This is a genomic window from Polaromonas sp. CG_23.6, assembly GCF_029892315.1.
Taxonomy (GTDB): Bacteria; Pseudomonadota; Gammaproteobacteria; order Burkholderiales; family Burkholderiaceae_C; genus Polaromonas.
Window position 1 is genome coordinate 2,925,151 of sequence record NZ_JARXUY010000001.1, and the last position, 15,293, is coordinate 2,940,443.

Here is a 15,293-nt window from a genome sequence, read left to right on the forward strand (position 1 = left end):
CAAGCGGCCTGTTTGATGCTTGACTGACTGAAAAAGCTCTCTTCAGTGCGCACCGGCCGCTGCGTCGGCACTGCCCGCGCCTGCGTGTGTCGGCCGCGTCAGATAGATCAGCGGAATCAAGAGCAAAAAGATCAGCGCTGACGCATAAAACACGTCGTTGGCGGCCAGCATGTAAGCCTGCTGATCAACCAGCCGGTTGATGGCGCCCAGCGCCTGCTCGGCTGACAGCCCGGCGCTGGCCAGACCGGAAAGTGCAGTGTTGGCAGCCACGCTGCCCGGGTTGACATACTCGCTGAGTTGCGAATGGTGCATGGCGGCACGGTTTTGCCAGACCGTGGTGGCAATCGAGGTGCCGAACGAGCCGGCCAGGATACGCACGAAGTTGGACAGCCCCGAAGCGGCAGGAATCCTGTCATACGGCAGGCCCGACAGCGTGATGGTCACCAGCGGAATGAAAAAGCAGGCCATCGCCACACCCTGGATAACGGTCGGAATCAAGATGGTGCCCATGTCGGCCTGGGTGTTGAAGTTCGAGCGCATCCACAGCACCAGCGCAAACACGGCGAACGCCACGGTGGCAAAGTGGCGTGGGTCGGTCTTGCCGATGTTCTTGCCAACCAGCGGTGACAGCAGCAAGGCCAACACCCCGACAGGCGCCAAGACCATGCCGGCCTGCGTGGCGGTGTAGCCCATGTATTGCTGCAGCCACAGCGGCAGCAGCACCACATTGCCGAAAAACAGGCCATAACCGACGGAAAGCGCGAGCGCACCGGCCCAGAAGTTGCGCCTTTTGAACAGGCTGAGGTCCACAATCGGATGCTCTTCAGTCAGCTCCCAGATCACAAAGGCGATCAGCCCGACCAGCGCCACAATACCCAGCGCAATGACTTGGCCGGAATGAAACCAGTCCAGTTCCTTGCCCTTGTCGAGCATGATCTGCAGTGCGCCGACCCAGATCACCAGCAGCGCCAGGCCAATCGAGTCGATAGGCAGCTTGCGGGTCTGGCTTTCCCGGTTTCGGAAAATGCTCCAGGTGATGAAGGCCGCGCCAAAACCCACGGGAATGTTGATGTAGAAAATCCACGGCCACGAAATGTTGTCGGTGATCCAGCCGCCCAGCAATGGCCCCATGACCGGCGCGCCCAGCGTGGTCATGGACCACAGCGCCATCGCCGTCCCGGCCAGCGCTTTCGGATAACTGGACAGGAGCAGCGCCTGCGACAGCGGAATCATCGGACCGGCCACCAGCCCCTGCAACACGCGGAAAAAAATCAGCGTGGTCATGTTCGGCGCCAGTCCGCACAGCCAGGACATGATCACGAACAGGATGATGCTGGTGGTAAAAAGCCGAACCTGGCCAAAACGCTGCGACAACCAGCCGGTCAGCGGCACGGCAATCGCGTTGGCCACGCCAAAACTGGTGATCACCCAGGTGCCCTGGGTCGGGCTGACGCCCAGGTCACCTGCAATGGCCGGCAGCGAGACATTGGCAATCGACGTGTCGAGCACATTCATGAAGGTGGCGGCCGACAGCGCCAGCGTGCCCCACATGCGGGCCGAGCCACTCAGCGGCGGCGGCGGAAGGAAATCGGATGCGGAGGGGGTTGCAGTCGCCATGAAAGCCTTGACGGAACGTTATGAAAAACAGGTCTGATCAATGTGGCAGCGCAGCCTGTCCGCCGGCAAGTGACGAAGAAACCAACGCTTTGACGTCGGTGTTGTCAGTCTTGCCCGTCTTGACGGACCGTCCGGAATTCGCGGCAATCACGCGCCTGACTTCCTCGTCGCCGGCATCGTCCTGCATGGCAAACGCCTGCGTGTGCGACTGGGCGGCATCGCGTGGCGCATCGGCCAGCGCCTTGCCTTCCTTGTTGCTGATATCGACTTCGGCCTCCATCGACAGGCCCACCCGCAGGGGATGTTGGGCAAGTTGGGCTGGTTCCAATGCGATGCGCACCGGCACGCGCTGGACCACCTTGATCCAGTTGCCCGTGGCGTTTTGCGCCGGCAGCAGCGAAAACGCCGCACCGGTGCCCACGCCCAGGCCGGCCACGGTGCCGCGGTAGTCCACCTTCTTGCCGTACAGGTCGGCCACCAGCGTCACCGGCTGCCCGATGCGGATATCGCGCAACTGCACTTCCTTGAAGTTGGCATCCACCCAGACCTCGTTCAGCGGAATCACCGCCATCAGCGGCATGCCGGCAGCCACCCGCTGGCCCAACTGCACCGTGCGCTTGGCGACATAGCCATCGACCGGCGCGCTCAGGGCGGTGCGCTGGGAAGCCAGAAATGCCTCGCGCACCTTGGCCGCCGCCACCAGCACCGCGGGATGCTGCTCGATGGCCGTGCCGTCGGTCAGCGCCTGGTTGCTGGCAAGCTGTTCGCGTGCGGCCACGACGCCGGCCTGCGCAGCCGCCAGCGCGCTTTTGGCATTGGCCAGTTGCGTTTGCGCATGACCGAGTTCTTCTTTGGACACCGCGCCATTGCCAGCGAGCGACTGGCGGCGCGCCAGGTCGTCGGCGGCGCGCGCGATGTCGCTGTTGGCCTTGCTCACCTCGGCATTGCGCAACGTGATCTGCGCGCTCAGCGGGCCGTTGTTGGCATACACCGTGCGCGCCTGGCGCACCGCCTGGGCCAGTGCGGCTTCGGCCTGGTCCAGTGCCACGCGGGCATCGGCCGGGTCGAGCTGCACCAGCGGCTGGCCGGCCTTGACAAAGTCGGTGTCGTCGGCCATCAGCCCCACGACAGTGCCGCCGATTTGCGGTGTGATCTGGATAATGTTGCCCTGGACATAGGCGTTGTCGGTCGATTCGTAATGGCTGGCCACCAGGTATTCATAAGCCGCCCAGCCCAGGCCGGCGACGACCACGATGCTGGCAAGCGCCGTCAGCGCCTTCTTGCGCTTGGGATTGCCCCCGGGCCGTTGGACGGGCGCGTCCGGGCTGGGGGAAGCGGAGTTGGCCGGGTTAGCGGAAGAAGCAGGAACTTGGGGTGCGTTCATGGTGTCGTTCAATGTGTGTTGGAAATGGCTTGCGCGGCTGCAGCGCTGTTCAGAAACGGTTGGCCAAAGTTGCTTTATTGGTCAGACAGGCTGTTTGCGCTTTAGGGACGGGCACTGACAGCTATGATTTTTGAATTCTCTTGCGCGGCGGGCACTGACTTGGACGCATAACCGCCACCCAGCGCGCGAATCAGCGCGACTTGCGTATCGAGCGCCCTGCCCGCCAGGTCAACACCCAGCCGGCGCTGGGCCAGCACACTGGTTTCGGCCGTCAGCACATTCAGGTAATTACCGAGCCCGGCCTTGTAACGCTGCACGGCGATGTCGTAGGCACTTTCGGCCGCATCCTGCGCCGCGTGCTGTTCGGCCTGCTGACGGCTGATGGCTTGGGAAGACGCCACCTGGTCGGCGACATCGCGCACCGCGTCGATCACGGCGGCGTTGTAACTTTCGACGGCGGCATCCAGATCAGCCGTTTTGCCGCGCAGGGTGGCGCGCAGCCGGCCCGCCTCGAAAATCGGCAGGCGTATGGCCGGACCGACGCCCCATTGCTGGCTGCCCGAGTTCAGCAGATTGCCCAGGCCAATACTGGAAAAACCGGCAAAAGCGACCAGGTTGATGTTTGGGTAAAACTGGGTTTTGGCATTTGCCACATCACTCGACGACGCTTCGACGCGCCAGCGCGCAGCGGCAATGTCGGCGCGGCGGCCCAGCAGGTCAGCGGGAATTACCGCTGCAAGAACTACATTTTTAATAGCTGATTGTGCTGATGGAATAAGCGCAGAAGCAGTATTTGATTGACCCGTCAGTGCGTTGAGCGCGTTGCGCGTCAGCGCCATCTGTTCCTGGATGACCTCCAGTTGCAGGCGCGCTTCGGGCAGGCCGCCTTCGCTCTGGCGCAACTCCAGCCGGGTGTCCAGGCCGGCATTGACGCGGTCGGTGACCAGCCCCAGGGTTTGTTCGCGCTGCGCCAGCGTGCGGCGCGCCACGGCGGCCTGCTCGTTCAACCGCACCAGCTGAAAGTAGCTTCGGGCGACCTGGCTGGCCAGCAGCACGCGGGCCGCTTGGGCATCGGCCTCGGCCGCATTGGCGCTGCCCAGTGCGGCATCGAGCGCCGCCCGGTTCTTGCCGAAAAAGTCAAGCTCCCAGCTGGCAGCCAGCTGCGCTGTTCCGCTGTCACGGATTGAACCGGCCAGCGGCGGGGGCACTGCGCCGTTGGCGGTGTAGCGCTGACGCGTCAGATCGAGCTGGCCATTGACTTGCGGCAGCATGGCGGCATTAGCCACTTCCGTGACGGCTTGCGCACGCGCCAGACGGGCTTGCGCCAGCTTCAAATTCGGGCTGGCTTCAAGCGATCGGGCAACCAGGGTGTTCAACGTTTCATCGCCAAAGTCGCGCCACCATTCGGTCGCCACCGTTGTCTGCGGCTGGGCTTGGACAAAGACCGTTCCCAGGCCGAGCGACGCGGCATCCCGCAGGCTCGCCTGCGGCGCAATGCCCGACATGTCGGCGCATCCCACCATGCCAGTGGCAATCAAGCCGGCCGCCACCACGCTGGCCGCAGAAACCAGCGCCATGCGCACCGAGGCGCGCCACACGGGCAAGGCAGCCCCGCCGGGGGTGCACGCCAGTTCGGTGCAAGCCTGTGCGCGTTCTTCGTCACAGAAAGTTGGGGATTTATTTATCATTTTTTTCTGTCGATGCGTGAAGGGTTTGCGCTGTGTCCAGCATGCGGCGCAAGTAACTTTTGAGGATTTCCCATTCTTCGGCCGAAAAGCCGGCCAGCAATGCGTTTTGTACGCCGCAGAGAACCGCAGGAATCTCCTGAGCTGCCGCGCGTCCCGCATCGGTGAGTTCCAGGTTGACCACCCGCCGGTCGTCTGACGAACGGATGCGGCTACACAGTTGCTTGGCTTCCAAACGGTCCAGCAGTCGCGTCATCGAGCCGGCGTCTAGCTCGCACTGGCGCGCCAGTTCAGCAGCAGTCGAAGCGCAGCCCATGTAGAGCTTGAACATGGGCACCCATTGCGCATTGGTCAGGCCCGAGGGTTCGAGTTCGCGCTCGACGCCTTGCGCGACCAGGGAAATGATGCGTCGCATCATGTAGCCAATGCTGTCGTCAGGCGTGTAGCTTTCTGCACGGTAGAAATCAGCCGGAGGGCTGGCAGAGGCTTCTTGGCGAGGGGCGGAATTGTGGGTTGAATCCATAACCTGAATAATACTTGCTTGGGCAACTATTGTCAAGCCTGTGTTTGCAATGCCAAGCTTTAACGATAAAATAACCCTCATGGTTACTTCCACCGCGACGCCCCTTCCCTCCCGCACTTCAATCCTTCCAAATTCCCCGCCCGCCAAGGGATCGCCCCGGTCGCTGTCGGGGCTGATTCCTTTTCTGCGGCCGTATTCAGGACGCATCGGACTGGCAGTGCTTTTCCTGGTGATGGCCGCCGTGGCGACACTGGTGTTTCCGCTGGCCTTGCGCGGACTGATCGACGGCGGCATGGGCGCGGCCGACAAAGGCGAGCAACTGATGGCGCTCCGAACCCATTTTTTCGAACTGTTTGGCGTGGCGGCTGCGTTGGGGCTTTTTTCGGCCGGGCGCTTCTACACCGTCAGCTGGCTGGGCGAGCGCGTCACGGCTGACATTCGCAACGCGGTGTATTCGCATGTGCTCCGGCAAAGCCCGGAGTTTTTTGAAACCACACAAACCGGCGAGGTGCTGTCGCGCCTGACGGGCGACACCACGCTGGTGCAGACGGTGGTGGGCTCGTCGCTGAGCATGGGTTTGCGCAACGCCGTCATGGGCGTGGGCGCGCTGGGCATGCTGGTGTTCACCAACCCCTATTTAATGGTGCAGGTGCTTGGTGCGCTGCTGCTGATCGTCGCGCCTTCCATGTGGTTCGGACGGCGCGTGCGCAAGCTCTCGCGCGCCAGTCAGGACCGCGTGGCCGACTCCAGCGCAATTGCCGCCGAAGTGCTCAATGCCATTCCGGTGGTGCAAAGCTACACCGCCGAAGACCGGGAGGCGGCACGTTTCGACCGGTCCACGGACGATGCCTTCGCCATTGCCGTTCGCCGCACAAAAGCGCGCTCGGTGCTGGTGGCATTCATCATCATCGCCACCTCGGCAGCATTGCTCTGGGGTCTGTACCAGGGCACACAGGCAGTGATGCGCGGCGACATATCCGCCGGCCATCTGGGCCAGACGGTGGTCTATGTGATCATCCTGGCCAGCGCGGCGGCGGTGCTCGGCGAGGTCTACGGCGACCTGCTCCGCGCAGCAGGCGCCACCGAACGGCTGATGGAACTGCTGGACAGCGAGTCCCCTGTCACTTCCCCTTCGAATCCGCTTGCTGCGCATGTCACACGGGCAGGGAGTGCTATTAAATTTGAAAACATCACGTTTCACTACCCCTCCCGGCCCACGCAGCCGGCGCTGGTGGATTTCAACTTGAGCGTGGCGCCGGGTGAAACCATCGCCATCGTCGGCCCCAGCGGTGCGGGCAAAAGCACGGTGTTCCAGCTGCTGCTGCGCTTTTACGACCCGGCCTCGGGCCGGATTGAACTCGACAGCGTGGCTACCCGCGACATGTCGCTGGAAGATCTGCGTGGCCGCATCGGCCTGGTGCCCCAGGATGCGGTGATTTTCTCGACCACTGCACTGGAAAATATCCGCTACGGCAAGCCGGACGCGACGGACGAGGACGTCAAGGCCGCAGCCCAGGCTGCGTTTGCGCATGAATTCATCAGCGCGCTGCCCGAAGGCTTCGACACCTTCCTGGGCGAACGCGGCGTGCGCCTGTCGGGCGGCCAGCGCCAGCGAATCGCGATTGCGCGGGCGATGCTGAAGAATTCGCCACTGCTTCTGCTCGACGAAGCCACCAGCGCGCTGGACGCTGAGAGCGAGCGCATGGTGCAGGCGGCGCTCGAATCCGCCATGAAGGACCGCACCACGCTGGTCATTGCGCACCGGCTGGCGACGGTCAAGAAGGCCGACCGGATCGTGGTGATTGACCATGGCCGCATCGTGGAACAGGGAAGTCACGAACAGCTGATGGCTGCCAACCAGGTGTATGCGCGTCTGGCTGCGCTTCAGTTCGTGGCATAACCCCCCTCAGGGAAAACGTTTCGCACGAAGCCCCGCACTGCTGACTGACTGACTGACTGGCTGGCTGGCTGGCTGGCTGGCTGGCTGGCTGGCTGCTGACAAACTTGACATGCTATTGATTGAAACTTCTTCGAACGGCCCAGTGTTACGCAATGTTCCAATTAGCCATCCGAACGAATTTCGGGGCAATTTTCAAAAACTATGCATTTAATGCATAAATACGCATAAAGTAGGCCTTGGACAGTCGAGGTTGCGCGCTTTAAGCTGCGCTACCTTAATTTTTTTACAAGGATTTCTTATGTCACAAAATGCTGCTGAAGGTGAAAGTACGATCGTGGCGGGCTCGTCCCTTCCGTCCTACCTTCAGGCCGACAACCTTGGACCGTGGGGAAATTATCTCCAGCAGGTCGACCGGGTCATTCCACATTTGGGAAGCCTGGCGCGTTGGGCCGAAACCCTCAAGCGACCCAAGCGCATTTTGATAGTCGATGTGCCGATTCACATGGACAACGGCACGGTGGCGCATTTTGAAGGCTACCGCGTGCAGCACAATGTTTCGCGCGGGCCCGGCAAGGGCGGCGTTCGCTTTCACCAGGATGTCACCTTGTCCGAGGTCATGGCGCTGTCGGCATGGATGTCGGTAAAGAATGCGGCCGTCAATGTGCCCTACGGCGGCGCAAAGGGCGGCATTCGCGTCGACCCGAAAAAGCTCTCGCTCGGCGAACTCGAACGCATGACGCGCCGCTACACCAGCGAAATCGGCATCATCATCGGCCCCAACAAAGACATACCGGCGCCTGACGTCAACACCAACGAGCAGATCATGGCCTGGATGATGGACACTTATTCCATGAATACCGGCTCCACCGCAACCGGCGTGGTCACGGGCAAGCCGGTCGATCTGGGCGGCTCACTGGGCCGGCGTGAAGCCACCGGGCGCGGCGTGTTCACGGTAGGCACGGAAGCAGCACGGCACATCGGGCTGGACATTGCCACGGCGCGGGTTGCAGTGCAGGGTTTTGGCAACGTAGGCGGCGTGGCCGGCAAGTTGTTTGCCGAAACGGGCGCACGCATCGTTGCCGTGCAGGACCATGGCGGCACGATTTTCAGTGATGCCGGACTGGATGTTCCCGCACTGCTGCAGCATGTAGCCAACACGGGTAGTGTGGCCGGCTTTGCCGATGCCGACGTCATCGCCGACGAAGAGTTCTGGGGCGTCGATTGCGACATCATGATTCCGGCAGCGCTGGAGCAACAGATTACCGCCGCCAATGCCGGCCGCATCAAGGCCCGCATGATCATTGAAGGCGCCAACGGACCGACGACCCCTGCAGCTGACGACATCCTGCAGGAACGCAATGTCCTGGTGCTTCCCGACGTGATTGCCAATGCCGGGGGCGTGACGGTCAGCTACTTTGAATGGGTGCAGGATTTTTCCAGCTTTTTCTGGGACGAGGACGAGATCAACGCACGTCTGGTGAAAATCATGAAGACCGCCTTTGCAGCCGTCTGGCAAGTCGCACAGGAAAAAAAGGTCAGCCTGCGCACAGCCACTTTCATCGTGGCCTGCCAGCGAATCCTGCATACGCGCGAACTGCGCGGCCTGTACCCCTGATGGTTGCCAGGTTGTCAAACGGCAGGCGTAAACGGCCTGCCCTGTGATGGCCTGCTACTGCAGGGTTTCCTTGAGGGCGGCGAGCATGGGCAGCGGGAGGACCTCAATCCCTTCCTCCAAAAGTTCCACTGCCTCGCGTGCGCTGGCCTGGCCGCGAATACTGCGCGCTTCGACTTCCCCATAGTGCATTCTGCGAGCTTCCTCGGCAAAGCGCGTGCCCATGTCTTCGGTCCCTGCCACCACTTGACGCAAAGCGTTCAAAAAGGCAGCCTGTGCGGCAAGGTCGGGTTCCGACAGCGTGCTTTTTGCTTGACTAGTATGCGCCGTTTGGTCTTGCGACACAGAATTACCCCTGGAATGGGAAGGCGCCTCAGGGTCAGTGCGGCTTGGGCCAGTTTCAGGGGCGCAATGCCCGCCAAAATTGAGCCGGGGAGCGCTGGGCATTTTTTGAATGCTGGTGTCGGCACACAGGGGACAGGCCATCAGACCGCGTTGTTGCTGGTCCTGGAATTCACATTCCGAACCGAACCAGCCTTCAAACGAATGCAGGCGCGAACAACGTAGATTCAGGACTTTCATGGTCGCAGTATGGCAAGACCGTTAAGGCTGTGCTGCCTGCCATTGCAATGTCCATGCACCCGACAACATGTTCGCCAACCACAGCATCCCGGTGAGCGTCTTGGCATCGGTCACCTTGCCGCTGGCGCACCATTTCATCAACTCGTCAGGTGTCGCGCTGAACACCTCTAGAAATTCGCCGCTGTCGAGTTGTTGCTCGCCAAGTGTCAATCCGCGTGCAAACCAGATGTCGATGAATTCAGTGGAATAAGCAATAGCCGGATGCAGCACGCCTGCTTTGACCCACTCACGCGCGGTATAGCCCGTTTCTTCCTGCAGTTCGCGTTTGGCGCAAGCCAACGATGATTCGCCGGCATCAAGTTTTCCCGCAGGAAACTCGACCATCACGGCATGCAGCGGATACCGGAACTGGCGCTCCAGCACCACGCGTCCGTCATCCAGCAACGCAATGATCATCACGGCACCTGGATGGACCACATATTCGCGCGTGGTATGCCGTCCATCGGGAAGACTGACCGTATCGCGGCAGATCTGAAGAAAATTCCCGGCAAGGATCTCGTCGGAACTGATTTTTATTTCAGCCAGTTGAGAAACGTCACCCGCAACGCTGTCCTGCGTATTAGGTTCAGTCGTCATGATCGGTGCTTAAACAAATAGCGGTAGGTAAAACCGGGAAAGGCAAACGTCAGAAAAAGGGTTCCTGTGATCGCATAAAACTCCCAGCCCTGAGGTGCAATTTGCCCATTTCGCTGCTCAAGGTACAGGCCCACGCCACCCACCACCAAATACCAAACCAATAATTCTGCCAGCCGGACGGCTAGATTTTTAGGCGAATTGAGTGCGTAGACTGCAAATAGCCTATTGCTGGCAAAAGGCATGTTAGCCATTAACAAGGCAAGCACTACTACCAGCCATACCGAAACAGTCTGGTCCAACCTCAGACTCCGAGCGAGTTGACGATGCTGTTGATCGACTGGGCACACAGGGCCATCAAACCGCCTGGGGCAATGCCCAGCACCAAAAGCAGCGCGCCATTGATGGCCAGCACAATCCGGGCATCAGCCGGCGCATTGATTGGCTGCGCATTGTGGGAGTGAGGGGCGTCAAAGTACATGACTTTAATCACCCGAAGGTAGTAGAAAGCACCAATCAACGACATCATCACGGCAAAGACAGCCAGTACCAGATAACTTGTCTTGCCTGACGAGATCAAGGCCTGCAGCACACCCAACTTGGCGTAGAAGCCTACCAGCGGGGGCAGTCCGGCCAAAGAAAACATACTCATTGCCATGACACCGGCGTACAAGGGGCTGCGCTGGTTTAACCCGGAAAGATCGGTGATTTCTTCGGATTCGTGCCCATTACGGGCCAGCAGCAAAATGATGCCGAAAGCGGCAAGTGTGGTCAGTACGTAGGTCAAGGCATAGAACATGGCGGCGCTGTAAGCCGATTCAGTGTTGAGTTGATTGCCATTGACCACCCCCGCCAAAAGACCCAGCAGCAAAAAGCCCATCTGGGAAATGGTCGAAAACGCCAGCATGCGCTTGAGGTTGGTCTGCGCCACAGCGGCCAGGTTGCCAATCAGCAGGGATCCTATCGCCATCAATGCCAGCATCTGCTGCCAGTCAATCGCCAGCGGCAGCAGGCCTTCGACAAGAAGGCGAATCGTCATCGCAAATGCAGCCAGCTGCGGTGCACCGCCGATGATCAGCGTGACGGCAGTCGGTGCGCCATGGTAAACGTCGGGTAACCACATATGAAATGGCACTGCTCCCAGCTTGAAAGCCAGTCCCGACACAATGAAAACCAGACCGAATACCAGTACCTGATGCTTGACCTGCCGACTGGCAATGGCGTTGAAAACCTCATTGATGTTCAGCGAGCCGGTAGCGCCATAAAGCATGGAAAGGCCGTAAAGCAGGAAACCGGAAGCCAGTGCACTGAGAACGAAATATTTCATGGCGGCTTCGGTTGCCTGCGCGTCGTCCCGGCGCAAGGCGACAAGTGCGTAGCTGGACAGCGCCATCAATTCCAGGCCCATGTAGAGCACCAGGAAGTTATGGCCTGAAATCATCACGAACATGCCCAGCAAGGCAAACAGGCTCAGCGTAAAGAATTCACCACCGCGCAGCATGTCGCGGTCAGCGGCATAAGGCCGGCCATAGACGATGGTGACCATCAAGGCAATGCTTGCAAAGCATTTCATCCAGCTGCCCATGGGGTCCACCACCACCATGTTGCCAAACCCATAAAAAACCTGTCCGCCGAGTGCCGTATTGGCTTCCATGATGGCTACTACTGCAAGGGTCAGCAGCGTCAACCCATAGGTGAGCGAGCGTCGTGGCGTCTTGACGCCCAGATCGACCAGCGCGATAACGCAGGACATCACCAATAAAACAAGTTCCGGATAAACCGCGATCCAACTGAGTTTGTCAATCATCTGAATTCTTTGAGTTTTCTTAGTTCAGTTTCGAAAGCGCGACATGCCTTAGCAAGTCAGCCACAGACGTGTTCATCACATCGGTAAACGGCTTGGGATAAAGACCCATGTAGAGCACTGCGACAGCCAGCATCGCCAGCATCAGAAACTCTCGACTATTGATATCAAGCAAGTTCTTGACCTTTTCATTCGTCACAGGGCCGAGGTACACACGCTTGTACATCCACAGCGTGTAAGCCGCACCCGAGATCAGTGCCGAAGCCGCCGCCATGCCAATCCAGAAATTCGACTTGACTGCACCCAGAATCACCATCCATTCGCCCACGAAGCCTGCGGTTGCCGGCAATCCACAATTGGCCATGGCAAACAACAGTGCAAAGGCTGCGAACTTGGGCATGGTGTTGACGACGCCACCATAACTTGCAATCTCGCGCGAATGCACACGGTCGTACAGCACACCAATACACAGGAACATGGCGGCAGAAACAAACCCGTGTGCAATCATCTGGACAATGCCGCCCGAAACACTCAGGTCGTTGAACAGGAAAAAACCGAGCGTCACAAAACCCATGTGCGCTACCGATGAATAGGCTACAAGCTTTTTCATGTCACGCTGGACCAGCGCCACCAAGCCCACATAGATCACGGCTATCAGGGAAAAGGTAATCATCAACCATGCCCACTCGCGCGAAGCATCGGGCACGATTGGCATTGAAAAACGCAAAAATCCGTAAGCGCCTAACTTGAGCATGATCGCTGCCAGCACGGCAGAGCCGCCGGTTGGCGCTTCAACGTGGACATCAGGCAGCCAGGTATGCACCGGAAACATTGGAACCTTGACAGCAAACGCGGCAAAGAAAGAAAAGAAAAGAAGGGTCTGCGCTGTGGCTGAAAGGGGAAGTTGGTGCCACGCCAGAATGTCGAAACTACCGCCCGACTTGTTGTACAAGAAAATAAGCGCAACCAGCATCAGCAGTGAGCCAAGCAGCGTGTAAAGGAAAAACTTGAAGGCTGCGTATATCTTGTTCGGTCCGCCCCAAATTCCAATGATCAGGTACATTGGAATCAATGTAGCTTCAAAGAAGACGTAAAAAAGCATACCGTCCAGCGCTGCGAAAACACCAATCATCAGGCCGCTCAAGATCAAAAAGGACGCCATGTACTGGTTGACACGGGTCGTGATGGCTTCCCAGCTGGCGATGATGACCACCACATTGATAAATGCCGTCAAGAGCACAAACCACAGCGAAATGCCGTCCACTCCCAAGTGGTAATTCATGTTGAAACGTGGAATCCAGCTGCTTTTCTCAACGAATTGCATGGCCGACGTGCCCAATTCGAAACCTGTATACAGGGGCAACGTGACCAGAAAACTGATGGTGGCGCCGATCAGTGCGATCCAGCGAACGGTGCGCACATGACTTTCCTTACCCAGGGCCAGTAAACCGACACCAAAAAAAATCGGCACCCAGATGGCGAGGCTCAACAATCCCATTTTTCTCTTCCTTCTTCTTCTAGATTGTATTTATCGGTTGAGCCAGACGAAATACGTCATCAACACAAAAATGCCGAGAATCATGCCAAAGGCATAGTGATAGATGTAACCCGATTGCAGGCGCCTGACCATGCTGGACACCCAACCAACGAGCTTCCAGGAACCGTTGACCAGCGCGCCATCAATCACCATCTGGTCACCTACCTTCCAAAACACAGTACCAAGTCCACGCATGCCCCGTGCAATGACGTTTTCATTGAACCAGTCGAGGTAGTACTTGTTTTCGAGCAGTGTGTAGATAGGGCTCAGGTTGCGCTTGATGGCTGCAGGCAAGGCAGGATTGACCATGTACATGTAATAGGCCAGTACTACACCGCACAGGGCGAGCCAGAAAGGAGGCGCAGTCAAGCCATGCGTTGCCATCTGGAGGGGCCCATGAAACAGCGCAGCCATTTCTTCCATGGCGGGATGCCGTTCCAGATTGACAAAAATCGCATCTTTGAAAAATTCACCATACAGCATCGGCTCAATCGTTAGAAAACCGATGATGACCGACGGAATGGCCAGCAAAACCAATGGCAAAGTCACGACCCACGGAGATTCATGGGGTTCGTGGTTAGCATCGTGATGACTGTGGTCGTCATGTGAATCATGGTGCGCATCAGGATTCTGGTCGTAGCGTTCCTTGCCATGAAAGACAAGGAAATACAGCCGAAAAGAGTAGAAAGCAGTTACAAAAACACCTGCCAAGACAGCGAAATAAGCAAAGCCACTGCCCCATAGATGGCTTTCGGCCACAGCCTCAATAATGCTGTCCTTAGAGTAAAAACCGGCAAAGAATGGTGTGCCGATGAGGGCCAGCGAACCTAACAAAAAGGTGATCCAAGTGATGGGCATGTACTTGCGCACGCCACCCATCCAACGTATGTCCTGATTGTGGTGCATCCCAATGATCACAGAGCCAGCTCCCAGAAAGAGCAAGGCCTTGAAAAACGCATGGGTCATCAGGTGAAAGACGGCTACCGAGTAGGCTGATGCGCCCAACGCCACGGTCATATAGCCCAGTTGAGATAACGTGGAATAGGCAATGACCCGCTTGATGTCGTTCTGGATGATGCCCAGAAAGCCCATGAACAACGCGGTGATGGCACCAATGACCATGATAAAACTCAACGCCGTATCGCTAAGTTCAAACAGCGGCGACATCCGGGCCACCATGAAAATACCCGCCGTGACCATGGTCGCGGCATGAATCAGCGCCGAGATCGGTGTTGGACCTTCCATGGAGTCGGGCAGCCAGACGTGCAAGGGGAACTGGGCCGACTTGCCCATGGCACCGATGAACAGGCAAATACAGATTACGGTGATCAACATCCAGCCAGTGCCGGGAAATGTCAGCCTGGAAAGCTCGTCGGCTTTTGCAAAAGCCTCGCCATAGTTCAGCGTACCTGCGTAAGCAGCAATCAGCGCAATCCCCAGAATAAAGCCAAAGTCGCCGACCCGGTTTACCAGGAAAGCCTTCATATTGGCAAAGATCGCACTGGGCTTGTTGAACCAAAAACCGATCAGCAGATAGGAAACCAAGCCTACCGCTTCCCAGCCAAAGAACAGCTGGAGCATGTTATTGCTCATCACCAGCATCAGCATGGAGAACGTAAACAGAGAAATATAGGCAAAGAAACGGTTGTAGCCCGCATCTTCTTCCATATAGCCGATGGTGTAGATATGCACCATGAGCGAAACAAAAGTCACCACGCACATCATCATGGCGGTCAAACCATCTACCAGAAAACCAACCTCCATCTTCAGGTCGCCCACCATCATCCATGTGTAAAGCGTTTCGTTAAACCGCGCACCATCACCGACGACACTTTGCAGTGTCATGGCAGAAATGATGAAGGCTACAAAAACACCCAGAATGGTCAGGGTGTGCGCGAGACGGCGTCCTATCCAGTTGCCACCAAAAGTGGTTCCAAGAATCCCGGCCAGCAGCGCGCCGGTTAGAGGTGCCAGCGGAACGGCCAGCAACGTCGATGCAGAAAGGGTTTGGCTCAT

At 58.4% G+C, this 15,293-nt stretch carries 12 protein-coding genes; 2 read left to right on the top strand and 10 right to left on the bottom strand.

Going from position 1 to position 15,293, the window contains the following annotated elements:
* Positions 1 to 42: 42 nt before the first annotated feature.
* From H4V98_RS13800 to H4V98_RS13815, 4 genes are all read right to left on the bottom strand, one after another.
* Positions 43 to 1,617, bottom strand: a complete 1,575-nt coding sequence (locus H4V98_RS13800) for a DHA2 family efflux MFS transporter permease subunit (protein ID WP_280757589.1) — start codon at positions 1,615 to 1,617, stop codon at positions 43 to 45.
* Between the two features lie 37 nt (positions 1,618 to 1,654).
* Entirely contained in the window at positions 1,655 to 3,001 is a 1,347-nt protein-coding gene (locus tag H4V98_RS13805; protein WP_280757590.1) for an HlyD family efflux transporter periplasmic adaptor subunit, read from the bottom strand.
* Positions 3,002 to 3,102: 101 nt separating this feature from the next.
* Positions 3,103 to 4,578 (bottom strand): efflux transporter outer membrane subunit, encoded by a 1,476-nt coding sequence (locus H4V98_RS13810; RefSeq protein WP_280757857.1) that lies wholly within the window; start codon positions 4,576 to 4,578, stop codon positions 3,103 to 3,105.
* 100 nt (positions 4,579 to 4,678) lie between these two features.
* Positions 4,679 to 5,209: a MarR family transcriptional regulator gene (locus H4V98_RS13815; protein ID WP_280757591.1), complete on the bottom strand. Its 531-nt coding sequence runs from the start codon at positions 5,207 to 5,209 to the stop codon at positions 4,679 to 4,681.
* A 79-nt stretch (positions 5,210 to 5,288) separates the two neighbouring features.
* Between H4V98_RS13815 and H4V98_RS13820 the strand changes: the two genes are divergently transcribed.
* A complete protein-coding gene (locus tag H4V98_RS13820; protein WP_280757592.1) occupies positions 5,289 to 7,109 on the top strand; it encodes an ABC transporter transmembrane domain-containing protein in 1,821 nt (606 codons plus the stop codon).
* A gap of 298 nt (positions 7,110 to 7,407) precedes the next feature.
* The gene (locus H4V98_RS13825; RefSeq protein WP_280757593.1) at positions 7,408 to 8,724 is read left to right on the top strand and encodes a Glu/Leu/Phe/Val dehydrogenase; all 1,317 of its coding nucleotides are present in this window, start codon (positions 7,408 to 7,410) and stop codon (positions 8,722 to 8,724) included.
* A gap of 54 nt (positions 8,725 to 8,778) precedes the next feature.
* Here H4V98_RS13825 and H4V98_RS13830 read toward each other — a convergent pair whose 3' ends face one another.
* Genes H4V98_RS13830 through nuoL form a run of 6 tightly spaced genes read right to left on the bottom strand, consistent with a single transcriptional unit; the run spans position 8,779 to position 15,293 of the window.
* Positions 8,779 to 9,303 (bottom strand): DUF1178 family protein, encoded by a 525-nt coding sequence (locus tag H4V98_RS13830; RefSeq protein WP_196863541.1) that lies wholly within the window; start codon positions 9,301 to 9,303, stop codon positions 8,779 to 8,781.
* A gap of 21 nt (positions 9,304 to 9,324) precedes the next feature.
* Entirely contained in the window at positions 9,325 to 9,939 is a 615-nt protein-coding gene (locus H4V98_RS13835) for an NUDIX hydrolase (RefSeq protein WP_196863542.1), read from the bottom strand.
* Positions 9,936 to 10,238: a DUF2818 family protein gene (locus tag H4V98_RS13840; RefSeq protein ID WP_196863543.1), complete on the bottom strand. Its 303-nt coding sequence runs from the start codon at positions 10,236 to 10,238 to the stop codon at positions 9,936 to 9,938. Before H4V98_RS13840 ends, H4V98_RS13835 begins: the two co-directional genes overlap by 4 nt.
* A gap of 2 nt (positions 10,239 to 10,240) precedes the next feature.
* Entirely contained in the window at positions 10,241 to 11,743 is a 1,503-nt protein-coding gene (gene nuoN, locus H4V98_RS13845; protein ID WP_196863544.1) for an NADH-quinone oxidoreductase subunit NuoN, read from the bottom strand.
* Between the two features lie 19 nt (positions 11,744 to 11,762).
* Entirely contained in the window at positions 11,763 to 13,238 is a 1,476-nt protein-coding gene (locus H4V98_RS13850; protein WP_280757594.1) for an NADH-quinone oxidoreductase subunit M, read from the bottom strand.
* A gap of 30 nt (positions 13,239 to 13,268) precedes the next feature.
* On the bottom strand, positions 13,269 to 15,293 hold the full coding sequence (nuoL, locus tag H4V98_RS13855) for an NADH-quinone oxidoreductase subunit L (RefSeq protein WP_196863546.1): 2,025 nt from the start codon (positions 15,291 to 15,293) through the stop codon (positions 13,269 to 13,271).

What these genes read in the sequence shown, in the direction of transcription:
- H4V98_RS13800 (WP_280757589.1), bottom strand. Translation starts at nt 1,617, where the DNA reads ATGGCGACTGCAACCCCCTCCGCATCCGATTTCCTTCCGCCGCCGCCG.
- H4V98_RS13805 (WP_280757590.1), bottom strand. Translation starts at nt 3,001, where the DNA reads ATGAACGCACCCCAAGTTCCTGCTTCTTCCGCTAACCCGGCCAACTCC.
- H4V98_RS13810 (WP_280757857.1), bottom strand. Translation starts at nt 4,578, where the DNA reads ATGGCGCTGGTTTCTGCGGCCAGCGTGGTGGCGGCCGGCTTGATTGCC.
- H4V98_RS13815 (WP_280757591.1), bottom strand. Translation starts at nt 5,209, where the DNA reads ATGGATTCAACCCACAATTCCGCCCCTCGCCAAGAAGCCTCTGCCAGC.
- H4V98_RS13820 (WP_280757592.1), top strand. Translation starts at nt 5,289, where the DNA reads ATGGTTACTTCCACCGCGACGCCCCTTCCCTCCCGCACTTCAATCCTT.
- H4V98_RS13825 (WP_280757593.1), top strand. Translation starts at nt 7,408, where the DNA reads ATGTCACAAAATGCTGCTGAAGGTGAAAGTACGATCGTGGCGGGCTCG.
- H4V98_RS13830 (WP_196863541.1), bottom strand. Translation starts at nt 9,303, where the DNA reads ATGAAAGTCCTGAATCTACGTTGTTCGCGCCTGCATTCGTTTGAAGGC.
- H4V98_RS13835 (WP_196863542.1), bottom strand. Translation starts at nt 9,939, where the DNA reads ATGACGACTGAACCTAATACGCAGGACAGCGTTGCGGGTGACGTTTCT.
- nuoN (WP_196863544.1), bottom strand. Translation starts at nt 11,743, where the DNA reads ATGATTGACAAACTCAGTTGGATCGCGGTTTATCCGGAACTTGTTTTA.
- H4V98_RS13850 (WP_280757594.1), bottom strand. Translation starts at nt 13,238, where the DNA reads ATGGGATTGTTGAGCCTCGCCATCTGGGTGCCGATTTTTTTTGGTGTC.
- nuoL (WP_196863546.1), bottom strand. Translation starts at nt 15,293, where the DNA reads ATGAGCCAAACCCTTTCTGCATCGACGTTGCTGGCCGTTCCGCTGGCA.